Source organism: Paenibacillus sp. AR247 (genome assembly GCF_002968895.1).
Classification (GTDB): Bacteria; Bacillota; Bacilli; order Paenibacillales; family Paenibacillaceae; genus Paenibacillus_AQ; species Paenibacillus_AQ favisporus.
In genome coordinates, this window is the sequence record NZ_PCZT01000010.1 from 1 (window position 1) to 24,908 (window position 24,908).

Genomic DNA, 24,908 nt, shown 5'->3' on the forward strand with positions numbered 1-24,908 from the left:
TAAAACCCGACAAGACGATCCACGTCGTCGGTAATGATGCGTACAGAAGCAAAATTCATGAAAACCCATCCTTCCTATAATCCATGATACAGAACCGTATATTATCATTTTGGGTCATAAACCTTCGTATTGATCTCCCATTCCTTACGGTTACATACTCCGAGTATAAAAAAACGCTACTGACAACAGTATGTCAGTAGCGTTTTAACATTCGTTTATGTTGAACCAACGGGCAGTTATGCTCTTGAGCCGATACTTTAGTTTAACAAATAGGGCTTTTATTCCATGAACGAGCGCTCGTTCGTGATATCGTATTTTAGAATGTCTATTTTCATTCTGTTTCCCCACTTATTTAAAAACGGCGCCGACTCATGTCTTTCAACATGGGCCGACAGTGATTCTTGATCTTGCCACCGCTGGACCGTCAGCATGCGTCCGGCGCGAGCATCTTCCGTAGTAAAGGCATAAAAGAGACATCCCTTTTCAGCTCTCGTGCTGGAAACGACGGACTGAACGTCTGCAGTAAACTCATTCACATCAGACGGATTTAGGTGAACGTAACCCATGAGTATAATCATGGTTACACGACCGTGAGCACAATCTTGCCTTGAATATGCCCACCGGCTGCACGTCCATGCGCCTTGCGAGCATCGGCAAGTGGAAACGTGCTGTCGATAGCGACGCGAACCGTCCCGGCATCAAGCAAGCGCCCTAATTCCGCCAGCTGCTTGCCGTTTGAGCGCACTTGGGTCATCGATACCGTTACACCCAGTTTCGCGGCCTCCTCGGCATCGGAGAAGCCTAGGAACACCGGGAACAAAGCGCCGCCACGCTTGAGCGTACGCAAGAAACGACCGGTGGTCGGACCGCCGAGGGTATCAAGGACGAGATCCATGTCATGCACGACGTCCTCGGGAAGGCTCTTGGTGTAGTCGATGAACTCGTCGGCACCGAGCTCACGCAGGAACGACTCATGCGTCCCCGATGCCACCGCGATGACGTGCGCACCCTTCCATTTGGCCAGTTGTACCGCGAAGTGCCCCACGCCGCCCGCAGCACCATTGACGAGCACCGTCTTGCCGTCCAGCGGCACCGGGCGATGCATCTCCGGTTGAAGCGGGTTCGGTTCATTGTGCCCCAGATCGATCAGAAACTGCCACGCGGTGAGGCCAGCCATCGGCGCCCCAGCAGCGTGCACGTGATCGATGCCAGCTGGCTTGAGTGCAAGGTCCGACGCTGGCGCGGCGACGTACTCAGCATAAGCGGCGCTCTCCCCAAAGCTAGGAAAGCGAACCATGCCGAAAACTTCATCGCCGACGGAGAAATCCTGCACATCCGTAGCTACCGCCTCGACAACGCCCGACACGTCCGACCCTAGAATGATGGGAAAGGGCACAGGCGGCCGCCACTCAGGAGGAAGCGACTTATACCCGTCACGCAGGTACCAGTCGGGGGGATTTATGCCAACCGCGTGAACGCGCACAAGCACCTCACCTGGCTCCAGCTCGGGAAGCGGCGCCTCCTCGTAACGCAGCACCTCAGGGCCGCCGAATTCATGCAAACGAATCGCCTTCATTGTATCTATAGACATCATGCTTTCTCCTTTCATGTAGATGAGTTATACTTACCAGAGCAGTGCTCCGTATAATCGGATCACTGTTCCGTTTAGATTATAAGGAGCACTGCTCCGATTGTCAAGGAGGAATTCTATGCGAGCCGATGCAATGAAAAACTATGAGCATATACTCGAAGTCGCGAACGTCGTTGTAACCGAGCACGGTGTCGATGCATCGCTGCGCGACATCGCTCGCAGAGCTGGTGTCGGGCTAGGCACACTGTATCGTCATTTCCCGACGAGAGAGGCGCTGCTCGAAGCTTTGCTCCGTTCAAGCTTCGACGAGTTTACGACAAAGGCACGTGAGCTCGAAACTGCGAGTTCACCCGATGATGCACTCGTATCGTGGCTACGCGACGTCGTTACATTTACGGGCAACTATCAAGGTGTTGTGGACGTGATGATGGCAGCCAAGGAGGACCCGGAGTCCGCACTCCACGCTTCATGCGTAACGATGCGCTCAGCAGGCACGCGACTTCTCACTCGTGCTCAGGCCGAGGGTCTGGCGCGTAGCGACATGGATGGGGATGACTTGTTCTCGCTAGCTGCTGCGCTTGCGTGGCTCAGCAACCAGCCCTCGTCCGCGCCACGGGCTGAGCATCTCTTCCGTATTATCGCGAGCGCGATCTTGACGGATCGATCGAGCAGCAACCTCAGGGCGCAGCTAAATTAGTGCTACCGGAAAACAATAGCTCCATCATGACACGACGGCAGCCGGCCAAATCGGCTGCCGTCGTTGCGTTAACCTTAGCTTGAAGGGCATGGGGTACTCCCCCTTTAAGGCCCAAATAATCTATGTATTTGCTCCCCGTCGATCAGGAACAGGGGGTTTTTCGTTTTGCCGGCATATCGCCTGCAGCGATGTCAAGAATAGCTGATCGCCGCAAAAATTGCTGGTGGACGCTGAAAGCGTTTTAAAATACCATAACGGCAAAGGGGCCCCTGAAGAAATGTTAACCGCACTCGCGACATGGAAGGAAGGTGAAGCACTCTTGAAGCATGCTCCTCCGGCAGCGGCTTCCGCGCAGACCGCCATTGGCCGCCGATCGGCGTTAGGCCGGTCATTCAAGAAAAACTGGGATTTGTATATGCTGCTTTTGCCGGTCGTCGCCTATTACTTGATTTTTCATTACATCCCGATGTACGGGGTGCAGATCGCATTCAAAGAATTTATTGCTTCCAAAGGGATAACCGGCAGCCCTTGGGTCGGTTTTGCCCATTTCCAGCGTTTTTTTGACAGCTACTATTTTTGGCGGCTCATCCGCAACACGCTTGGCATCGGAATATATGAGCTGATTGTCGGCTTTCCCGTCCCGATCATTCTCGCGCTTCTCATCAATGAAGTAAAAGTAAAATGGTTCAAGAAAACGATTCAGACGGTCACCTATGCCCCTCACTTTTTATCGACAGTCGTCCTCGTCGGCATGCTGATGATTTTCTGTCGCCGAATCATGGAATCGTGAACCTGTTCATTGGATGGTTGGGCGGGGACTCCATTTCGTTCCTGACGGAGGCGAGCTGGTTCAAAACGATCTATGTTTTCTCCGGGGTATGGCAGCAAATGGGCTGGAGCTCGATCATCTATTTGGCCGCCTTGACCGGCATCGATCCGCAGCTGCACGAAGCGGCCAAGGTGGACGGAGCCAGCCGGCTGGCCCGCATCTGGCATATTAACCTGCCGGGTATATTGCCTACGATCGTGATTTTGCTCATTATGAATGTCGGATCCATTCTTGGCGTCGGCTTCGAGAAAGTGTTTCTGATGCAGAACAGCCTGAATATGGAAAGCTCTGACGTGATCTCGACCTACGTATACCGAAGCGGCATCCTGGAAGCGCAATACAGTTTCTCTGCCGCCGTAGGGCTGTTCAATTCGGTTGTCAATTTCATCATGCTCGTCACGGTCAACTACATTGCACGGAAGGCTGGTGAAACGAGCTTATGGTAAAAGAGACGTTTGGCGACAAGCTGCTCAGTTTCATCATTCACGCCCTGCTCGTACTCGCCTTACTCGCCGTTCTGTATCCGCTGTTGTTCGTGCTGGCCGCCTCGATTAGCGATCCTTCCAAAGTTTTGGGCGGAGAGGTGTGGCTGTGGCCGAAGGGCATCACATTCCGCGGATACGAGAAAGTGTTCCAAAACAACGACATTTTGCAGGGCTACGGGAATACGATCCTGTACACCGTTATCGGGACGGCTGTCAACATCGTCATGACGATATTGGCCGCCTATCCGCTGTCGCGCAAAGATTTAGCCGGCCGCGGCTTCTTTACCGCCTTTTTCGTATTTACGATGTTTTTCAGCGGCGGGCTCATTCCGACCTATTTGCTGGTGAAAAATCTCGGCATGGTCAACACGATGTGGGCGCTTATCATCCCGAATGCGCTCGCCATATGGAACGTCATCATTATGCGCACCTTTTTCCAGCAAAACATCCCCATCGAAGTACAGGAATCGGCGCAGATCGACGGCTGCTCCAACGTGCAAATCTTGGTTCGCATCGTCCTTCCGCTGTCGATGCCCATCCTGGCCGTCATGACGTTGTTTTACAGCGTCGCCCATTGGAATTCATTTTTCAGCGCGCTTATTTATTTGACCGACCGGAGCAAGTACCCGCTTCAGCTCGTGCTCCGGGAGATTTTAATTCAGAGCAATTTGAAGGATATGGTGGGAACAAGCGAGGAATCGCTTGCCAAAAGCGTCATGGAAGGCGAATCTATCAAATACGCGGTCGTTATCATCGCCAATCTGCCGGTTCTTCTGCTGTATCCGTTCCTGCAGCGCTATTTCGTCAAAGGACTTGTCATCGGTGCGGTAAAAGGTTAATCCTGCCCAAGAAAGTGTTAAAAGAAAAAGGAGGTTTTTTCTTGAAACCTAATAAAACGACAGCAGCCTTGTTATCCCTCTTCGTACTGCTGAGCTTGCTCTCGGCTTGCTCGGGGGGCGGATCGAACGAAGCGGAAGGCACCCCACCGAAAGAATCAGGCATCAATAAGACGGGCATGCCGATCGTAGCCGATAAAATCAATCTGAAGATGGTGGCCGGGAAAGCGCCAACGACCGCCTCCAACTGGAACGAAGTGATGCTCTGGCAAGAATATGAGAAGCTAACAAACATACATGTCACTTGGGAGATGGTTCCGAACGACAACTTGACGGAAAAGCGTAACATTATGCTGGCCGGCGGCGATTATCCGGATGCCTTCTTTACGGCAGCCATCCCTTCGACCGATTTGCTCAAATACGGTTCGCAAGGCGTATTTATCAAGCTGAACGACCTGATTGACCAATATGCCCCGAATCTCAAAAAGTTATTGGATCAATACCCGGAGGTACGCAAAGGGCTGACGATGCCAGACGGCAATATTTATTCCTTCCCGACCATCTACGACCCGCAGTTTACGTCCGTGCTCGCCGGCGGCAAAATGTGGATCAAGAAAGAATGGCTCGATAAGCTTGGCTTAAAAGAGCCGGAGACGACCGAAGACTTCTACAACATGCTGAAGGCATTTAAAGAAAAAGATCCGAACGGCAACAACCAAGCGGACGAAATTCCGTTCGAGAGTATTGGGCTGCCGGCCATCATGAGCTACTTCAAGGGCGCCTGGGGGCTCGGGACCCGGGGGACAGGCCACGCTAACGTAGATATGGACAACGCCGGCAAGCTCAGATTTATCCCTACCGATCCAAACTACAAGGAAATGCTGGAATACTTGAACAAGCTGTACAGCGAAAAAGCTGATCGCGGAAGATATTTTTACGATCCAGGCGAATCAATTTTACGCGACCGGCGCAAAAGGATTGTACGGAGCTACCATCACGACAAGTCCGTACACGCTGATGAACCAGACGGGATACATAGGCGCCAGCGCGCTCAAAGGTCCTCATGGCGATCAATTGTATTCCGCCGTCGGCTCCCCTCTCGCTGCTCTGGGCGCGTTCGTCATTACCGACAAAAACAAAAGTCCGGAAGCGACGGTTCGTTGGATGGATTACTTGTACGGCGAGGAAGGCAGCAAAATGTTCTTCATGGGCTTCGAAGGAAAATCGTACGAGAAAACCGCCTCCGGCGAACTTCAATATACGAAAGAAATCACGGCCAATCCGAACGGCCTGACGCTCGAGCAGGCGCTTGTGAAATACGTCGTATGGCCGGGTGGCGGTTACCCGAATATGGTGCAGCAAAAGTTTTTCAAAGGTGCCGAATCGCAGCCGGAATCGATCCAGGCGGCGGAGAAGTTCAAGAAATACATGCCGGAGGAGGTTTGGCCGACATTCAACTATACCGCCGAGGAAAGTACAAAAATGTCCGCGCTAACCGCCGACATCAATACGTACGTAACCGAAATGGCCGCCAAATTCGTCTCCGGCAAAGCGTCTTTCTCAGAGTGGGATAACTATGTAGCCACACTGAAAAAAATGCGGCTCGACGAATATATGCAAATTTATCAAGCTGCGTACGATCGGTACAAGAAATAAAAAAACGCGCAGCACCGGAGCGGTGTGGGCCGGGTAAAACGGACTCATACCGGGCGAAAAACGTGGCCGCACGGCGAAAGTGTTAGGGATCGTACACGGGAGAGCGCGAGTTGCCCGGCTGTAAAGCACGGGTATCGATTACTCCCGGAACCGCTAGGGAGGGGCGTCCGATGAACATGATCCGCAGCCAAAGATTTTACAACTTCCTGTTCTCCTATATTGTGCTGGTCGTCGTTCTGCTCGTTGCCGTCAGCAGCGTCGTGTACCAAAACTTTTTCGATACGCTCCGCAAAGAAGTGGAGCATACGACCGTTGGCGCCCTCGGCCAATTTCGGGATGCGGTCGATCTGCGCATGAACGAAATGAACCGGCTTGCCTCCCAGCTGTCGTACAATCCGGTGCTGACCCCCTACATGGCCTCGGACGGAGGATACGGTTCTCTGCAAGCGGTATCTGAGCTGAAGCAATACTTGTCCACGAACCTGTTTATCGAGGATGTCGTGTTATCCTTCAACGGATCAGGCACCAAACAGCTTTATGCCGCAAGCGGAACGTACAAACTCGATCTGTTTTTCAATTCGATCTACCATTATCGCAATTGGAGCCCATCGGAGTTTATGCAAACGGCCGTTACGTTGTCCGCTCCGCTTATGCGGGGGGTTGAACCGGTTCTGTTCAACCGGCTTGAGGAACGGCGGTATGCCACTTACATGGTGCCGATCCCGCTAAACGCGGAAGTCCCTTACGGTGTCGCGCTTTTCCTCATTCGCGAGCAGGCGCTGACAGATTTGGCCCAAGGCGTGCTGACGGAGTCGAACGGCTTTCTGTTCATCCTGAACGAACGCAACGAAATCATCTTCAGTCAATCGCAAGGCGAATCGCCCGAATCCGGCAAACGCCTGCTCGAACGAATCAACGATATTCCGAACCGGTCTCCCTACAGCGAGTTGTCCATGGACGGCCGGAAATATTCGGTGCTTACCCATTCGTCAAGCAACCGTCAATGGTCTTACGTGGCGGTGCTGCCAACCGATCAATGGATGCGGAAAGTGAATGAGAAGCGCGGCATATTCAGCATGACCATCGCAGCCGTTTTTCTAATCGGGGTCGCCATCGCCTTCGGCTTCTCGGTCCAGCATTACCGGCCTCTCAAGCGTCTGGCCGGGATCGTTTCCAGCGAAGCGCGGTCCGAGCCGCTAGTACGTTCGGGCGACGAGATCGATTACATTTCCCGTGCTGTCGGCCTCATGGCCAGCGAGAAGCAGAGCCTGCAGCATCAGCTGCGCAACCAAGGCCGCACGCTCCGCGAGCAGGTGCTGCTGACGCTGCTTAAGGGGAAGCTGAGTACGAAAGCGGAAATGAACGATATTTTGCAATTTTCCAATATCCAGCTCGACAAACCCCACTACGCCGTCATGATTGTGCTGATCGACGATTACAACCGCTTTCGGCAGGACAACTCAGAGAAGATGCAGGAGGTGCTGACGTACAGCTTGATGAAGGTGGTTGAGGAGCTCGCCCTGGAGTCGGGGGCCGGATATGGAGCCGAGCTGATGGACGGCCGTACCATCGCTTTTTTGGTCAATTTGAACGAAGGCTTTGACGATACCGACGTTTTGCGGGAACTGGCCGTGAAGGCAAAGACGTTTTTCCGGCAATATTTCCGGCTTACGGTAACCGTCGGCATCGGGGGCATTTACGATGATTTGTCCTCCGTTCCGCAATCGTTCGTAGAAGCAAGTCATGCCGCAAGGTACCGGTTCGTGAAGGGAGGCGACCAGGTGTTTCTGTTTGCCGAGATCGTGCCCCGCCCAAGCAGAGAGTACGTCTACCCCGTCGAACGGATAGACCGGCTCGTGAAGGCGATCAAGCAAGGGAACATGTCTCAGGTTGAGCCGGTCGTGCGCGAGGCGTTTGGCCATATCGTGGAAACGGACGTGTCGCTCGAGGCGGCGGAATGCATCTGCTTCGATATCGTCAACAATATGATGAAAACGCTCATCGAGCTGGAAATCGAAATCGACGACGATTTGGGGGAAACAATGCAGCAGTTGTTCGTTCCGCGCTTCGAAACGATTGAGGAACTGGAACGTCTCGTCATCTCGATATGCCGCAACGTATGCCGATACGTAGAAGCGAAGAAAGAGAGCAAGAATATTGAGCTGCTGGAGAATATCAAGGATTACGTCGCCCAGCGGTATTCGGATCAGACGATTGATCTCGAATCGATCGCGAACCGGTTCGGCGTCTCACCGTCTTACGCGACGCGATTTTTCAAAGACCATACGGGCTGTCCACTGATGAAATATATCGATTCGATCCGGATGGATCAGGCGAAAAAGCTGCTGAAAACAACAGATTTGCCCCTCAAAGACATTATGAACGAGGTCGGCTACGTCGATTCGACGAACTTCATTCGCAAATTCAAAAAAGCCGAAGGCATCACGCCGATTCAATACCGCAATATTGCCAAAAACTAAACCCGTATGACGACAGGCAGCCACAGTCCGGAAAAGAAAGCCGGAAAGGCTGCCTGTCGTTTTTTGTTATGTTCCAAGTTCATGATAACGTTGGGCGGCAAAATCCTATATTTTAATCAAGGGTTCATGCTCAACTTGGATGGGAAACAGCTTCTGCGCGGTTTCGATAAAGGTTTTGACCGCAATGGTACAGTCCTCCACAGGACCGGAGACGAGGTGAATATCCCGGTAGGCTGCTGGTGAGATGCGTTTGAGGATGAGGCCAGAAGGCAGGTCCAACAGGGACAGCTCAGACATGACGGCCAAGCCTTCGCCTGCAGCAATCATTTGAAGAGCCGTTCTGTAGTTGTAGAGAATGTATTTAATATTGGGTTCTTCCCCGGCACTGTCGAACCATTGCAGGACAGGAGGCTCGTAACCGGCTTTGCAAATCAGCATAGGCTCCTCCCGCAAATCTTCCGGGCTGATGATAGACTTTTCGCTTAAAGGGTGATCATCTCTCATCACGGCATAAATGCCTTCCCGGTATAGTGGATGAGAGTGAGTCGTTTTATCCGAAGGAATAAGAAACCCGACATCGATGACCCGGTTATCCAGCCATTCCTGTATGTCCGCAATGGTACCTTCAAGAATGCTGAATTCGAGCTTTGGATATTGTTGTTTGATATGGCTGATGATCTTCGGAATAAAATAAGAAGCGGCAACCGGAAATGCGCCGATTCGGACGCTGCCGGTTTCCATTCCTTTTTCGCTGGCGATTTCCTGGTCGACCTTATCATACCCTTGAAGAATCTCGCGGAAGATCCGTACGATTCGTTCTCCAACTGGCGTGAGGGCAACGCCCAGACGCCGGTCTCTAATCAGCAGTGTTACTCCAAGCTCGCGTTCCAGAGCGGTGACCGCACGGCTGACGGCAGGCTGTGTCATATTCATCTTTTCCCCTGCGGACGTAAAGCTTCGGGTCTCCGAGATCGCAACAATCAATTGAAGAAGTGATTTGTTCATACCAAATTTGATATCTCCCTCATGATTTATATTCATTTTATTTATGTTAAGGGTTATTGTAACATGACTATAGAACAAGAGAAAGACTTGGAATAGAGTGGGGAGAGGTGTTGGGAATGAAAGCTAAAGCATGGCTTTTTCTAGTATTGGCTAATCTGTTCTGGGCAGGGAATTTGATCTTCGGCAAAGCGGTTACGGCCGATTTCCCACCGGTCTGGGCTTCCTTCCTGCGCTGGGCGATTGCCGCTGTCGTATTAATTCCGATGGCCCAACTGGTGGAGAAACCCAATTGGTTGAAAGTGTGGAGAAATAACTGGGGTCTTTTATTATTCTTTTCGCTAGTGGGCGTTGTGTTTTACACGCTGCTTACCTATACAGCACTTCAGCATACTTCATCGACAAACGGCAGTCTGATCAACAGCTTGACTCCGGCAGTTATGATCGTGTTGTCTCTGCTGTTTCTGAAGGACAAGATTTCGGTGTGGCAGGGAGTGGGACTCGTCTTATCTTTCCTGGGCGTATTAACGGTATTGACGAAGGGACACCTCCTTGGCGTGTTCAGCACGCATTATAACCAAGGAGACGGCATTTTGCTCATAGCCGTGTTCCTGTGGGCCATCTATTCCATTGTCAACAAAAGGGCGCAGCATCTGCCCCCGATTACTTTTGTAGCCTTTACAGCCTTGATCGGCGTCATTTGTATGGTTCCCCTGCTGTTTATGCAGCCTTTGCAGACCGGTCATATCACTGCAATCGGCATTACCGGGGTCATCTATCTGGGTTTATTCCCATCCATCGGTTCGTTCCTGTTCTGGAACCAGGGAGTCAAGGTGCTTGGGCCAGGCAAAGCGGGGATTACGATGAATCTGATGCCGATTTTCACGGCCATCCTGTCTGTGATGACAGGCCAAGCACTACTGGTCTCTCAGATTGTTGGCGGCGTTATCGTGATTGCGGGGATGCTGCTGTCCGCTAACCTCATCCGATCGGGAAAAGCCGGGACGAAACCGGTATGTATTCGGTCAGGCCAGGACTGTGCACATTAGCAATCCATGAGAAACCGGACATGCTGTTGGATGATAAAATGCAGACATAAAGGAGGTTGCATATGGAACGTGTAATCTTGAATATGAATGTGCGAGAAAACCAGGGAGGAGAGTCAGTCGCATGGCAAAGATCGTTTTCGCATTGAACCAGTCTCTGGACGGATTCGTCGACCACGACCACCCGGCATTTCAGCCCGACCCCGTGCTATTCCGTCATTTCATCGACGACGTGCGCGGCCTGGCGGGCTGCCTGTACGGGCGCCGAATGTACGAGACCATGCGCTATTGGGACGAAGACCATTTGGAATGGGATGCGCCGGAACGGGAATACGCAGCGGCGTGGCAAAGCAAACCGAAGTGGGTGGTGTCGAGGACGTTAAAGTCCGTCGGTCCGAACGCTTCTCTGATCGAGGGCGACCTCGCAGCGGCCATACGTGGGCTGAAGGCTCAGCATGAAGGGCTTCGCCGGTCCACGGCCGCCGCTGCGCCTCGTGGCAAGCGATCGAATTGGCGAGAAGGTGATCAGGTTGACCTACGTTCCAGCTTAGTTGTGCGGTTGACTCAGCGGCCTAAAGGGCACGTTACTTTAATAGGGATTCTCCGGCTGTAGCGGCAGTCAGAGGATCCCTTATTTCGAGGAATGGGAAAAGCCAAGAGGGTGGACATCACCTTCTTGGCTTTTGTGGTGTAGTGGCGGTAGAGGGGGCCTTGAAAAAAGGTTTACAGATCGACTACCCAGTTGCCCATCATCTTGGCGACTTCCGGATCGTGGTAGGATAAGAAAAGACTTTCCCGTGTATCGAGGGTGGAAATTTGTTCGATATCGTCCGCGCTCAGCTCAAAATCGAAAATGTCGAAGTTCTCGACGATCCGTTCCTTGCGCACCGATTTGGGAATGGCAACGACTTCACGCTGAACAAGCCAGCGCAGCACGACCTGGGCGACGGACTTATTGTGTTTTTCCGCGATCGAGGCTAGCACTTCGTTGCCGAACAAGTTGTTGCGTCCTTCAGCGAACGGCCCCCATGACTGATGCTGCACTCCCTGCTCTTTCATAAAAGCGGCGTTCTCGATTTGCTGGTAGAACGGGTGCGTTTCGACCTGGTTGACGGCGGGCACGATTTCGTTATGCACGATAAGGTCCATTAGACGATCGGGCTGGAAGTTGCTGACCCCGATCGCTTTGATTTTGCCCTCGCGGTACAGGTCTTCCATCGCACGCCAAGCGCCGTAATAATCGCCAAAAGGCTGGTGAATCAGGTACAGATCGAGATAGTCGAGCTGCAGCTTCCTCAAGGATTTGGCAAACGCCAGCTTGGCGCTCTCGTAGTTGGCATCCTGAACCCAGAGCTTGGTCGTGATGAACAGCTTCTCACGCGGTACGCCGCTGCGCTTGATTCTTCAGCATCGGGAATCTGGTAGACGCCGAAGCCGATGATCGGCATTTGTACTCCGTTATTTAAAGTCACGGTTTGCATTGTAATTCCTCCCATGGTTGAAATGTAATACGGCAAACGGCCGCGAATCCCGGGAATCGGGCACCTCGGCGGGGCTTCCGCTTACGGCCGGTTTGCTTTACAATAAGCCTACTACCTTCGTGTAACACGAAGGCAAGCCGTTCTCAAAAATTTATTTTCCAAGGGGGATTACCATGCATACGGTCAAAGAAGTCGCCCTGATCACGGGACTTACCGAGCACGCTGTGCGCTTTTACACGGATAAAGGTCTGGTGCCGAGCGTACAGCGCGATAAAAACAACATCCGGATGTTCGACGAAGAATCGATTAACTGGCTGCTTGGCGTCAAATGCCTTAAGCAATCCGGGATGCCGATTGAAGTTATCAAAACGTACGTCGATCTCTGTCTCGAAGGGGACTCGTCTATTCCACAGCGCTACACCCTCATCATGGAGCATAAAGAAGCCGCGCGCGCTAAGCTCGAAGAAGCCAAGCAGCACGTTGCCCATTTGGAACAGAAAACGGCCCTCTATCAGGCCATTCTGGAGCACCGCTCTCCAGACACGACCAATCCCGCCAACTGGGACAACATTGAGCATATGCATGGCGACGTATTTTACACGCCTCCTGCTCGGAAGGCGTGAGAGATATTCTTGAGCGGGTCAAAGGCGTTAGCAGAGGGGCAGTGAGTTGGCAGTTCTACAGATAAACCACAGAGTTTGGAGGTGTAATTAGGAAATGGAATACATTCTAATCATCATGTCTCTCCTGATCATCATAAATTTATGGGCTAAGGTGAGTAAATTAGAAGGTCGCATAAAAGGAATGCAATATACGATAAACCAGTTAACCCATCAATCGGGACTGCCTGAACATCCAATAAATGATGAACTTCGTCAGTTGATAAAAGAGGGTGAAGACGTAAAAGCGATTAAAAAAGCAAGAGAAACTTTAGGCCTTTCCCTGTTAGAAGGTAAAGAATATATTGATAAGTTGAAATCTGAAACCAGATAATGCTGGATAAAGCCAAGAAGGGAGTTTGACCTTTCTTGGCTTCTTCGTGTTTGAATAAACGACCAGGGCGAGCGACAAAATTTATTTTACCCGGGTAATATTGACTTATCTATTTTTACCCGGGTATAATTAGTGAAGAAATCAGAGAAGGAGATACAGGTATGGGAAATGACCTAACGCGATTTTACTGCACGGCATTTTTGGGTGTGAGAGTCGTCGCCAGTGGTTCGCTACAGCACGTTGTTTCTACGGTAAAGGATACTCTGGATGACAGGGGCCTCACACAGCTGCTTATATTTGACGATACCTCGGGGAAGCAAATCGATGTTGATTTTCGCGGGAAGACAGACGACGTGCTCAATCGATTAGGAAAACAGTTCGGTGACTTGCCTCCCGATACGGAAATGGAACATCAGCCTGCACGGCGGGTCGGCCGACCTAAGCTGGGGGTTGTATCCGGTGAGGTTACGTTATTGCCGCGGCATTGGGAATGGCTCAAGAGTCAACCTGGAGGGGCTTCGGTAACATTACGAAAACTCATTGATGAGGCTCGCCATGCTGGAGGAGAACAGAGCAAAAGACGAGAGTCCCAAGAAGCGGCATATCACTTTATGACAGCCATGGCCGGGAACTTTCATCATTACGAGGAAGCGCTGCGGGCACTGTATGCTGGAGATTTGGATCGTTTTTACCACGTTATCGATGACTGGGCACCTGATATCAGAGACCATATCAAAAAATTATCCGCTAATGCATTCCCTGAAGAGAGCTTTTGAATGAAAGCATGTGAATGGAGGAGAACATGATGATGAACACTTTGAAAGTCAATGGCATTGATTTGGCCTATGACAGTTTTGGCAACGAAAATGACGAGGCGATCATCTTAATCGCCGGGCTTGGAACCCAGATGATCCGATGGACGGTTCCGTTTTGTCGGATATTAGCGGCGCGGGGCTTTCGCGTGATCCGCTTTGACAATCGCGACGTTGGTTGCTCGACACACTTTAGCCATTACCAGACGCTGGATTTTGACGCGCTGGCGGCTGCTCTCATGTCGGGACAGCGTCCGGACATCCCTTACACTCTCGACGACATGGCCAGCGATGCTATCGGACTGCTCGACGCCCTTTCCATTGACCGGGCACATTTCGTTGGCAGGTCGATGGGCGGAATGATCGCCCAGGTTGCTGCCAGTGAGTACCCTGAACGGGTTTTATCACTCACTTCCATCATGTCCAGTTCCGGTAATCCTGCCCTTCCGCCAACTTCCCCGGATGTCATGGCGATGATGACTCAACCGGCGCCGAACCCCTTTGAGGATGAAGCAGGATTTTTGGCGCACAGCCTCTCTTTTGCCAAACGCATTGCCGGCACTGGCTATCCGTTTGAAGAGGACGCTTATCGGGCACTTATTCTGGAGGAAGTCCAGCGAGCCTACGATCCAGGCAGTATCGGACGACAAATTGCTGCGATCGCTGTCTCCGGTGACCGTCGTCCACGGCTGGCGACGATCAAAGTACCCGCACTTGTCATTCATGGGGCGGACGATCCCATGTTCGTCCCAGCGTGTGGCGAAGACACGGCTTCGGCCATCCCTGGCGCCGAGCTCATGTTGGTTGAGGGCATGGGACACGACTTACCGCATCAACTGTACGAAGAAATCGCTGATGGCATAGAGCGGACGGCTCGCCGCAATTGACACGCGTTCCTGAAGAGCGACCAACCGGAGTCCGCGGTGCCCAGAGGGCTATGCAGGCTCAGGGACGCAGTGCTGATCACAAGAGATAGACCGTAAACCTTTGTAAAGGGCGGTCTATTTCTTTTTAATGCAAATTTGATTCACCAAAGGCGAAGCTGTTAGCATAATACCAAGGGAACAAGGAAACGTCATGTTTTTCCTTTTATTGTCTACACTAAGCATAACGGTACGCCACTAGCTTAAAAAACTTATACATCACCATCTTTCCTTGAAGGGGGACATCTGTTTTGGATGCGCAGTTTCTAGATTTATTGGCCCAGCAATATGATACGGAAGAAAAAGTGATCACCGAGATCATCAACCTTGAAGCAATCTCCAACCTCCCCAAGGGAACCGAGCATTTTGTCAGTGATTTGCATGGAGAGTTCCAGGCTTTTCAGCATGTGCTCAGAAACGGCTCGGGTACCGTCAAAGAGAAAATCAAAGATTTGTTCCGTGAGGAATGGACGGATCAAGAAATCAGTGATTTTGCGGCGTTAGTATATTATCCGGAAGAAAAAATACAGCTGGTTAAAGGAGACCTGTGCAATAAACAAGCTTTGAACCGGTGGTATCGGCAAACGATAGAACACATGCTTAAGCTCATTTCTTATGCCTCTTCCAAATACACGCGCTCGAAATTGCGTAAAGCTCTGCCGGAGCGGTTTGTATATATTGTCGAAGAGCTTCTGTACAAAACGGATTTGACCCACAATAAGGATCCTTATTATGAGGAAATATATCGGCAAATTATCTCCTTGGGGCAGGCGGACAAGCTCATTATCGGCCTTGCTTATACGACCCAGCGCCTGGTGGTTGACCATCTTCATGTGGTCGGAGATATTTATGACCGCGGGCCGGAACCGGATAAAATTATGGACACGCTGATTAACTATCACTCTGTAGACATCCAGTGGGGAAACCATGATGCCCTGTGGATCGGCGCCTATTCGGGTTCCCTGGTCTGCCTTGCGAATATTATTCGGATCTGCGCCAGATACGACAATCTGGACATCATCGAAGACGTATACGGCATCAACCTTCGCCCACTGCTGAACTTGGCGGAGAAGTACTATGATGACAATCCGGCCTTCAGACCTAAGCTGCAAGCGGACCACAACGTATCGGAGTCGGAAATTCTGCAGATTACCAAAATTCATCAAGCCATTGCCATGATCCAGTTTAAGCTTGAAATCCCGATTATTAAGAGACGCCCTTACTTTAATATGTCTGAAAGGCTTTTGCTGGAGAAAATCGATCACGACAAGAATGAAATCAATATTGGCGGGAAAACTTACCCTCTGGAAAACACCTGTTTCGCTACCGTAAACCCGGAGCAGCCTGAACAATTGTTAGAGGAAGAGCAGCAGGTGCTGGAAAAGCTGCTGTTCTCCGTTCAGCATTCCGAAAAGCTGGCGAGACATATGAATTTTCTGATGAAAAAGGGCAGCCTTTATTTAAAATACAACGGGAATTTGCTCATCCACGGCTGTATTCCTCTGGACGAAGAAGGAAACATGGAAGAAATGCAGATTGAAGACCAACTGTATTCGGGCCGTCAGCTGCTCGATGTTTTTGAATATTATTTACGTTACGCCTTTGCGCATCCGGAAGAGACGGATGATTTGGCTACGGATATGGTGTGGTACATCTGGACAGGGGAGTGCTCCTCGCTCTTTGGAAAAAGAGAAATGACCACCTTTGAACGGTATTTTATCCAAGATAAAGAAACCCATAAGGAGAGAAAGAACCCTTATTACCATTTGCGTGAACATGAGGAGATCTGCCGGAAAATCCTGCTGGATTTCGGACTGAATCCGGATCATGGACATATCATTAACGGCCATACGCCGGTTAGAGAAATTCGTGGAGAGAACCCGGTTAAAGCAGGCGGGAAAATGGTCGTCATCGACGGCGGTTTTTCCAAAGCTTATCAGTCTACGACGGGCATTGCCGGATATACCTTGCTGTATAATTCCTTTGGCATGCAGCTCGTCGCCCATCAGAAATTCAATTCCAGAGAAGATGTGTTATGTAACGGGACGGACGTATTGTCTGTAAAAAGGTTGGTGGACAAAGAACTGGAGCGCAAGCTGGTGAGGGAAACGAATGTCGGGGAGAAGCTGCAGCAGAAAATATCCAATTTGAAGAATCTCCTGGAATATCGCTATATGAAATGAAATTGCTGCTAAACGAACCGACTGCTAAATATTAATGGGCCGCCCGAGGGCGGCTTTTCTATTTTTGAAAATGTTTTGCCGCCTGCTTCACCCTGACATAATGCTGTCAAGGTGGGTGGTCTAATATTAGTAATGTAAGCAAGACAAACGCCAACCCATTCGAGGAGGAAAATAAAATGCCCACAGTTAACCCGAATTGTTACGAGGTAAGTGAAGCGATCCATCCTTTCCATATCGCCGTGCCACAGGATGATCTTGATGATCTTCGGTATCGTTTATCCCGGACGCGGTGGCCTGAAACGATGAATGGGGCCGGCTGGAAATACGGCATTTCGCTCGACTACATCAAAGAGTTGGCGTCCTACTGGCAGAATGAGTACGATTGGCGGAAATATGAGGCGCAATTGAATGAGTATCCGCAGTTTACAACGACGATCGATGGAGCACAGATCCATTTCATGCATGTTCGCTCGCCAGAGCCAGATGCATTTCCTTTACTGCTTACCCACGCTTGGCCCAGCTCGATTGTCGAATTCCTGGAATTGATCGGACCGCTAAGCGATCCGCGCAGCCACGGCGGCGATCCGGCGAACGCATTCCATCTCGTCATCCCTTCCGTTCCCGGATTCGGCTTCTCGGGTCCGACGCTCGGCTCCGGTTGGAATATTGCCCGCATTGCAAAGGCGTGGGATACGTTAATGAAGCGTTTGGGATATACAGAGTACGGATCACACGGCAGCGACTGTGGTGCACTCGTGTCCAGAGAGCTTGGTATACAAAAGCCGGAAGGCCTTCGCGGCATACACGTGCTGCAGTTATTTTCCTTCCCTTCTGGAGATCCTGCCGAGATGGCGGGTTTATCGGAGGAAGATCAGAAGCGGCTTCAATTTCTGGCGAATTTTCATGAACGGGCGGGCTTTAATTCGATCCAATCCACCCGGCCGCAGACGCTCTCCTATGGGCTTGCGGATTCGCCGTCAGGTCAGCTCTCTTGGATAGCGGAGTTATTTAACGGATTCGGCGATCATGTGGATTTTATTGACAAGGATGCACTCCTGACGAATGTCACTCTGTACTGGTTGACCAATACGGCGGAATCGTCCGCCCGGTTATATTACGAGAACGCGCATCAGCAGCAGGAGCCGCAAGGACCGAATACGACTCCGACAGGAGTGGCCGTGTTCGGAGATGATTTCAAATCGATAAAACGGTTTGCCGAACGCGACAATACCAATATTGTGCACTGGTCGGAGTTTGAGCGCGGCACCCACTTTGCCGCTATGGATGCGCCGGATCTTCTGATTCCCGACATCCGGTCATTCTTCAGCCGATACCGCTGATATCAGGGATATGGGGAAAAGCCAAGAGGGCGAAGATCGCCTTCTTGGCTTTTTCATCAAACGACATTCGACTGCTCGGCAAACAGCTTGGGCTGCTCCAGTTAGCCGTATGGAAAAGAATCCAGATAAACAATATACTGTATAGAATGAACTAAAGAAATGAATGTCATAGATCTATATCACTATAACTGTTTTTTATTGAGGTGAATATCAAATGGAAGAAATCGATGATTCAAAACAAATTGTATTACAAATCGGCGGTGCCTTGAAAAAGTACAGAAAAGAAAAAAATATGAGCTTAGACGACTTAGCGGAGTTAACGGGCGTCAGCAAACTTACTCTGGGGAATATCGAACGTGGCGAGACAAATCCAACGTTGGGGATGATATGGAAAATTTCAAAAGGCATATCTTTGCCGCTATTGGCTTTGTTCAAATCAGAAGAACCTGTTAGTTTGTATCGAGCTGGGGAAGGACTGCGATTTTCTAATGGTCAAAAAAATTGGATCATTGAACCTGTCTTTAAAAGCAACGATATTGAAATGTGTCGGGCATACTTACAGCCAAATAGCTCGTATTACCCTGAAGGTCATCACGTGAATACAACGGAAATTGCGACAGTCATGACGGGTTCCATTGAAATACAAGTCAACGGAGAGACTTACACATTGAATCTAATACGATACGATGAGTTTTCGTGCAGATTATGCTCACTCTTATACGAATCCTACGAATAGTGAAACCGTACTCCATATATCCTTAAAGTATGGTTTCTAAAAATTGAAAATTCCTCTTATTAAATACAACTCCGAATTCCATGATGGGATTCAGAGTTGTATTTTTGTTTTTAGATGAGCTTTGATTTACTATAAAATACTTCTTGTTAAAAATAGTATACTATAATATACTTTTGTTGTTCGCGCGAATGTTATTGCATCGTTTTTTCATTTTTATCAATCGAAGAGGAAACAAATCATAGGCATGAATTCAGGAAGGAGAATTGAAGAATGCCGAAACAAAATATAAAAGGGGTACCATCCTCTATAGGGCTGATCATTCTCGGCATTATTGTTATTGCAGCTAATTTACGTACTCCCTTAACCTCTGTCGGTCCTTTAGTGAGTCTCATAAGGGATGACGTTCATATTTCAAATACATTAGCGGGCCTGATCACAACGGTACCCTTGCTTGCGTTTGCTTTATTATCTCCTCTAGTACCGAAATTAGGACGAAAGTATGGGGTTGAACGTATCATTTTGATGGCCCTCATCTTCCTGACAGTTGGTATTGTAATACGTTCTTTGTCTGGCGCAGTTGATCTGTTTATTGGAACAGCCATTCTTGGATTCGCCATTGCCGTGTGTAATGTATTATTGCCAAGTATCATCAAAAGGGATTTCCCGAATAAAATTGGCTCCATGACAGGTGTTTACTCCATTTCAATGAGTTTATGTGGAGCAATCGCATCGGGAATCAGTGTACCGGTAGCCGTGAACGCAGGTCTAAAATGGCAGGGAGCATTGGGAATATGGGGGATGCTAAGCTTTGTTTCGGTCCTCTGTTGGTTACCCCAATTAAGAAATCAAACGAAGCAAACGGCCACGACGAGTCAACAGGTGGCCGGCAACGAGGTGAATGTTTGGAGATCCCCGCTTGCCTGGCAAGTAACCTTGTTTATGGGGATACAGTCCATGGTTTTCTATGTGTTGATCGCATGGTTGCCTGAAATTTTAAAGCAGCAAGGAATTGATTCCAGCCAATCCGGATGGTACCTCTCGATCATGCAGTTGGCTATGCTTCCGTTTACCTTTATTGTCCCCGTTATTGCTGGGCGCATGTCTAGCCAACGTTTGTTAGTAGTCATCACAACCATTTTGCTGTTGACGGGAACGCTCGGGATCCTTTACGGCAGCTCCGATATCATTCTGTTATGGATCATCTTACTCGGAATTGGTGGAGGCTTCGCCTTTAGTTTGTCCATGATGTTTTTCGGGTTACGTACTGAAAATGCGCATCAGGCAGCAGAACTGTCCGGCATGGCACAATCGATCGGATATCTGCTTGCCGCAATCGGTCCTGCCCTTATCGGATATCTGCATGATACGACAAATAGTTGGAATCTACCGCTTTTCATTCTGCTTGGCGCTTCGGTCTTACTCCTTTTAGTCGGTTTAGGCGCAGCAAAAAACCGTTATGTTGGTAGCCGAAATCGTTACGAGCTGCCACGGAAAGGATGATTGGAATGTTTGACAAAATTATGGTGGCGATTGATCAAGCTGAAATAACGAACAAGCTCCTTGATGCAGCCGTTGAAATAGCCCAAAACAAACAAACGCAAGTTACCTTGGTTCATGTCAGCCAGGAATATGTGTCGAATGGCATGACATATGTACCAGAGAATTTCTTGGAAGAAATATTGAACGAAATGGAGAAAGCGGGTTTGGAACAGCTGCAGCAAGCAAAATCTAAATTGAAATCTGCGGGGATTAACCCGGAAACCGTTCATCTTAAGGGTGATCCTGCACATGAAATATTAAATTATGCGAGGGATACCGAGCAGCAACTTATTATTATCGGAAGCCGTGGGCTAAGGGGCATCAAAGAAATGATGCTTGGAAGTGTCAGCCACAAAGTTTCACAGCTATCCAATTGTCCAGTCCTCATTATGCATTAGCTCAATTGAAGATGCAGGGAAGAAACGCAACACCAAATGGATTGCTCTTGCAACCCGAAGGGCAAGTAGCTCTTATGAAGCCATTGGATATGAAACATCGGTTAATGTCATCTGTCAGCAGGGGATATGGGAAAAGCCAAGAGGGTGAACATCACCTTCTTGGCTTTTTTGGTGTCGTCATAAGCCTGATCGGGCGATTCTATCAAAAATATTATGTTTAGATTCCAGGCAAGTCGATTGTTAGATTCGTTGCATAAACCTATAATGGAGAGTGACATAGAAGGAATAAAATAACAGATGGATAGATGAATAGAAAAACAAGGAGAGGTCTATGTGTACCATGTGAAAAAAATATGGAGGTTATTTCTGTGTTTGATCATTATAGCGGGGGCGCTTCCTTTAACAACAATCAATAAAGCGTCCGCCAGTGATGAAGCAGCCGCTGTCCAGACGGCGGGGAGCGTGAACACGCTAGCCAGCGACGGAGCGGCTAGTTTAGCCGAATCCCCCTCTCAGGGAACGAGCGAATCTGACACGGAACCGCTAACGGCTACCGTTGTGGTGGCCAAGGATAAGCTAGTCATTGGGGATTCTTCAACGGTAACGATCACGTTCTCGGAAGCGGTGACGGGTTTCACGATTGCTGATCTAAAGGTGGGTAACGGCACATTAGGTCCCTTAACCTCTTCAGATGACGGCATCACCTGGGTGGCGACGCTGGTTCCGAGTCCGAACAGCCAAGCCAAGGATAATGTCATAACGCTCGACTTAGCGGATGTGAAAGATGCCTCAGGCAACTTGGGAGCGGGAACTGCGAAATCCAACAACTACGAGGTTGATACACGGCGCCCATCGGCCACCGTTATGGTTGCCGACGATAGGCTAGGCATCGATCAGACTTCATTGGTAACGATCACATTCTCGGAAGCGGTGACGGGTTTCAAGCTTTCCGACATGACTGCGGAAAACGGCATATTAAGTGAATTCAGTACTTCAGACAACATCACCTATACGGCAAAGCTAACGCCGACTTCCGGCATCAACGCCACGAACAATGTCATAACACTCGCCTTAGCAGGTGTAATAGATAAAGCAGGTAACCCGGGAACGGGAACTATCGATTCGAATAACTACGAGATTGATACACGGCGCCCAACAGCCACGATCACGATTGCCAATTCCAAACTAATGGCCGGCCAGACTACAACCGTGACGTTTACGTTTTCAGAAGTGGTAATGGGTTTCGACTTATATGACCTGACGGTGGCTAATGGCACATTAAGTAACCTCAGTTCGAGTGACGGCGGCAAGATGTGGTCGGCGACCCTGACGCCGGCCTCGGGTGTACAGGAAAAGACCAATGCTATCAAGCTTGATTATACAGGAGTGGCGGATCTCGCCGGCAATGCGGGTGTAGGAACTATCAATTCCGCCAACTACGAGATTGATACTGTGCGCCCAACGGCCACCATTGTGGTTGCCGACAATGAGCTAAAGAAAGGCGAAACCTCACTTGTGACCATCACTTTCTCGGAGGCGGTGTCAGACTTCAACTTATCCAGTCTTACGGCGAGTAACGGGACACTAAGTAATCTCACTTCGATCGACGGGGGAAGGACTTGGAACGTTACGCTGATGCCTAAGGCCAATGTTAATGCGGCTGACAATTTCGTTACGCTCGACAACAGCACGGTGCATAATGCGGCCGGCAATTCATTGGGGGAGGGAGTAACAAAATCCAATCCCTATACTGTCGATACGGTGCTGCCATCTGCGGCATTGAGCCATTTGACCATATCGAGCGGCACATTAAGCCCTGCTTTTGTACCCGAAACGACAAGCTATACCGCCAATGTTCCTTATGCTGTATCAAGCCTAAAGGTAAACGCGACAACGCAGGATAGCAGCGCCACGTTGACCGTGAACGGAAGTCCGGTTGCCAGTGGGCAGCCAAGTCAAGATATTTCATTAAGCGTAGGTGCAAACTCCATTAAAGTGGTTGTCATAGCTGAGGATCAATCGACCAAGACCTACACGATCTCCGTGACACGTGCTAATCGCGAGACAAATGAGGGCGGGAGCAGCGACAATGGGAGCAGTGGTAGCGGCAGCAGCAACGGTGGCAGTAGCAGTGTAAGCAGCGGCTGTTCTACAACACCGGTAATCCCGAACGATAACAAAATAATCTCCACGGATGGTCAATTAACCCTTCCTCCAGGTAAAGCGGGAGAGGTTCGATTAGGAGATGCCATCACGATCTCTGTTCCAGCTTGTGCGACAAAGCAAGAGCTGAAATTAGCGATCCAAAAAGTAACGGGCACTCATCAATTTATAACTCATAATGAAATTTTCCTTAGCCCGGTATTTGAGCTTTCAAAAAATGTACCGGCATACTTCGATAAACCGGTAACGTTATCTTTTGCATTTGACCCGGCAAGCTTGAAAAGCAATCAAACGGCGGCTGTTTTTTATTATGATGAAGCGAAGAAAATTTGGATCATGGTTCCGGCCGGCAGGGTACAGGAAAACCGCATTGCTGTTACTGTCGATCACTTCACAAAGTTTGCAGTACTCGCCATTGATCAGGTAACCGGGTTAACCGTCGTCAGCAACCCGGCGGAATTTGCCGATATCTCCGGACACTGGGCAGAAGCCAGCATCAAGCAGGCGGCAAGCACCGGAATCGTCACCGGTTATCCTGACGGCACGTTTAAACCGGGCAAGACGGTCACCCGCGCAGAGTTCGCAGTAATGCTCATAAATACGCTAGGCCTCAAAAAGACAGGAGCTGAGCTGACCTTTATCGATTCAGCCAGTATCGGTGCCTGGGCACACCATGCGGTCGCACAAGTGGTGCAGCTAGGCATGATGAAAGGATACGAAAACGGTACTTTCCGTCCCAACGCAGAAATCACCCGCGCGGAGATAGCCGTCACCATTACCAATGCTGTGGGCCAGATCAGCAAGGATTCTCCGGAAGCAGGCTTCGCGGATGACAGCGAAATTCCAGATTGGGCCAAAGGCAGCGCTGAATTTCTGAAACAAACCGGGATTATGCAAGGGAAAGACGGCAACCGGTTCGCTCCCCAAGAAGCTGCTACAAGAGCTGAGGCTGTGACGGTCCTGCTGAATATGTTCGTACTCGAGGGTAGATGAAATTTTAACCCTATGAACGATTGATGTCATGAAGAAGGCTTCCGGCATAAAACGCTGGGGGCCTTTTTTTGTGACGATTTGAAAAATGACTTTCTATCAGAAGGTATCATGCTAAAAGTTTGTAAAAGTTACCCGAAGAGGAGCCGGTCGATACCCGGGTATTTACGCCTGATTTTCGCCCGGCTTTTTCTCGTTATTTAGTGGGAATTTAATTTCAACATAGGAAAAAAGGATGCGGGAAGAAAGTCGTATCCCACAAAAACGGTTTAACTCGGATTCGATCCTAAGAAAAGGGATATTCCGCAGATGGTGGAGACTGGAAAAAGCGTATCATTCCGGGGCAGGCGAGAATTTGTGCGTTTGGAAAGAGGAGTAGGGAAACATGGATTTCGATCTTTTTCGACGCTTAGGAATGATTTCTCATTTTCGAAAAACTGCATTGACTATTTGAAAGCGCATTCATATACTTGAGCCTAAATTTGGATTTGTTAGTTATTTTAACAAAGTAAGGTGGTGGATGACATCGTGATCGGTAGGGGGAAAACCGGGAACGCCAAATTCGTCAAGCAGATGAACCGGGAAGGCATATTGCATCAGCTCCGGCAGGAGCCCCCGCTTGTCACGAGCCGAACTGGCAGTAAAAACGAAGCTTAGCCGTCCTTGTGTCTCGGCCTTGGTGGAAGAGATGATTCATGAAGGGCTCATTCGTGAGGTGGGTACAGGAG

19 protein-coding genes and 4 pseudogenes are annotated in these 24,908 nt (G+C 49.9%); 19 read left to right on the forward strand and 4 right to left on the reverse strand.

Annotation, left to right across the window (positions count from 1 at the left end):
- Positions 1-278 precede the first annotated feature (278 nt).
- Entirely contained in the window at positions 279-578 is a 300-nt protein-coding gene (locus CPT76_RS42190) for a putative quinol monooxygenase (RefSeq protein ID WP_105444140.1), read from the reverse strand.
- A gap of 2 nt (positions 579-580) precedes the next feature.
- Positions 581-1,591 carry an NADP-dependent oxidoreductase gene (locus CPT76_RS19505; protein ID WP_105444141.1) on the reverse strand — a complete coding sequence of 337 codons (1,011 nt, stop codon included), beginning with the start codon at positions 1,589-1,591 and terminating at the stop codon, positions 581-583.
- 118 nt (positions 1,592-1,709) lie between these two features.
- Between CPT76_RS19505 and CPT76_RS19510 the strand changes: the two genes are divergently transcribed.
- The 6 genes and pseudogenes from CPT76_RS19510 to CPT76_RS19530 all read left to right on the forward strand — a co-directional run bounded on the left by CPT76_RS19510 (position 1,710) and on the right by CPT76_RS19530 (position 8,574).
- Complete coding sequence (locus CPT76_RS19510) at positions 1,710-2,288, forward strand: TetR/AcrR family transcriptional regulator (RefSeq protein ID WP_105444142.1); 579 nt, start codon at positions 1,710-1,712, stop codon at positions 2,286-2,288.
- Positions 2,289-2,703: 415 nt separating this feature from the next.
- Positions 2,704-3,563, forward strand: a pseudogene (locus CPT76_RS19515) (ABC transporter permease).
- The gene (locus tag CPT76_RS19520; RefSeq protein ID WP_105444143.1) at positions 3,557-4,441 is read left to right on the forward strand and encodes a carbohydrate ABC transporter permease; all 885 of its coding nucleotides are present in this window, start codon (positions 3,557-3,559) and stop codon (positions 4,439-4,441) included. Before CPT76_RS19515 ends, CPT76_RS19520 begins: the two are co-directional and overlap by 7 nt.
- 257 nt (positions 4,442-4,698) lie before the next feature.
- Positions 4,699-5,283 (forward strand): annotated as a pseudogene (locus CPT76_RS41545) (extracellular solute-binding protein); the annotation flags it as partial.
- A 133-nt stretch (positions 5,284-5,416) separates the two neighbouring features.
- Positions 5,417-6,094, forward strand: coding sequence for a type 2 periplasmic-binding domain-containing protein (locus tag CPT76_RS41550; protein WP_308737647.1), 678 nt, complete (start codon positions 5,417-5,419; stop codon positions 6,092-6,094).
- A gap of 170 nt (positions 6,095-6,264) precedes the next feature.
- A complete protein-coding gene (locus CPT76_RS19530) occupies positions 6,265-8,574 on the forward strand; it encodes a helix-turn-helix domain-containing protein (RefSeq protein WP_105444144.1) in 2,310 nt (769 codons plus the stop codon).
- A 105-nt stretch (positions 8,575-8,679) separates the two neighbouring features.
- On the opposite strand, the gene CPT76_RS19535 is transcribed toward CPT76_RS19530, so the two are convergent.
- Entirely contained in the window at positions 8,680-9,579 is a 900-nt protein-coding gene (locus CPT76_RS19535; protein ID WP_105444145.1) for a LysR family transcriptional regulator, read from the reverse strand.
- Between the two features lie 116 nt (positions 9,580-9,695).
- Between CPT76_RS19535 and CPT76_RS19540 the strand changes: the two genes are divergently transcribed.
- Together CPT76_RS19540 and CPT76_RS19545 are read left to right on the forward strand one after the other, a co-directional pair.
- The gene (locus CPT76_RS19540) at positions 9,696-10,625 is read left to right on the forward strand and encodes a DMT family transporter (RefSeq protein ID WP_105444146.1); all 930 of its coding nucleotides are present in this window, start codon (positions 9,696-9,698) and stop codon (positions 10,623-10,625) included.
- A 121-nt stretch (positions 10,626-10,746) separates the two neighbouring features.
- Positions 10,747-11,235, forward strand: coding sequence for a dihydrofolate reductase family protein (locus CPT76_RS19545; RefSeq protein WP_258168663.1), 489 nt, complete (start codon positions 10,747-10,749; stop codon positions 11,233-11,235).
- A gap of 110 nt (positions 11,236-11,345) precedes the next feature.
- On the opposite strand, the pseudogene CPT76_RS19550 reads toward CPT76_RS19545, so the two are convergent.
- A pseudogene (locus tag CPT76_RS19550) lies at positions 11,346-12,103 on the reverse strand (aldo/keto reductase).
- Positions 12,104-12,276: 173 nt separating this feature from the next.
- On the opposite strand from CPT76_RS19550, the gene CPT76_RS19555 reads away from it, so the two are divergent.
- The 11 genes and pseudogenes from CPT76_RS19555 to CPT76_RS40090 all read left to right on the forward strand — a co-directional run.
- A complete protein-coding gene (locus CPT76_RS19555) occupies positions 12,277-12,726 on the forward strand; it encodes a MerR family transcriptional regulator (protein ID WP_105444147.1) in 450 nt (149 codons plus the stop codon).
- Between the two features lie 94 nt (positions 12,727-12,820).
- The gene (locus CPT76_RS19560) at positions 12,821-13,096 is read left to right on the forward strand and encodes a hypothetical protein (protein ID WP_105444148.1); all 276 of its coding nucleotides are present in this window, start codon (positions 12,821-12,823) and stop codon (positions 13,094-13,096) included.
- A gap of 161 nt (positions 13,097-13,257) precedes the next feature.
- Complete coding sequence (locus tag CPT76_RS19565; protein WP_105444149.1) at positions 13,258-13,872, forward strand: DUF2239 family protein; 615 nt, start codon at positions 13,258-13,260, stop codon at positions 13,870-13,872.
- 32 nt (positions 13,873-13,904) lie between these two features.
- Positions 13,905-14,795: an alpha/beta fold hydrolase gene (locus CPT76_RS19570; RefSeq protein ID WP_105444292.1), complete on the forward strand. Its 891-nt coding sequence runs from the start codon at positions 13,905-13,907 to the stop codon at positions 14,793-14,795.
- A 287-nt stretch (positions 14,796-15,082) separates the two neighbouring features.
- Positions 15,083-17,014 (forward strand): fructose-1,6-bisphosphatase, encoded by a 1,932-nt coding sequence (locus CPT76_RS19575; RefSeq protein ID WP_105444150.1) that lies wholly within the window; start codon positions 15,083-15,085, stop codon positions 17,012-17,014.
- A gap of 176 nt (positions 17,015-17,190) precedes the next feature.
- Positions 17,191-18,354 (forward strand): epoxide hydrolase family protein, encoded by a 1,164-nt coding sequence (locus CPT76_RS19580; RefSeq protein ID WP_105444151.1) that lies wholly within the window; start codon positions 17,191-17,193, stop codon positions 18,352-18,354.
- A 214-nt stretch (positions 18,355-18,568) separates the two neighbouring features.
- Positions 18,569-19,090, forward strand: coding sequence for a helix-turn-helix domain-containing protein (locus CPT76_RS19585; protein WP_258168664.1), 522 nt, complete (start codon positions 18,569-18,571; stop codon positions 19,088-19,090).
- 270 nt (positions 19,091-19,360) lie between these two features.
- On the forward strand, positions 19,361-20,590 hold the full coding sequence (locus tag CPT76_RS19590; RefSeq protein ID WP_105444152.1) for a CynX/NimT family MFS transporter: 1,230 nt from the start codon (positions 19,361-19,363) through the stop codon (positions 20,588-20,590).
- A 5-nt stretch (positions 20,591-20,595) separates the two neighbouring features.
- Entirely contained in the window at positions 20,596-21,027 is a 432-nt protein-coding gene (locus CPT76_RS19595; protein WP_105444153.1) for a universal stress protein, read from the forward strand.
- 372 nt (positions 21,028-21,399) lie between these two features.
- A complete protein-coding gene (locus tag CPT76_RS19600) occupies positions 21,400-24,183 on the forward strand; it encodes an Ig-like domain-containing protein (protein WP_146116360.1) in 2,784 nt (927 codons plus the stop codon).
- A 525-nt stretch (positions 24,184-24,708) separates the two neighbouring features.
- Positions 24,709-24,908 (forward strand): annotated as a pseudogene (locus CPT76_RS40090) (winged helix-turn-helix domain-containing protein); the annotation flags it as partial.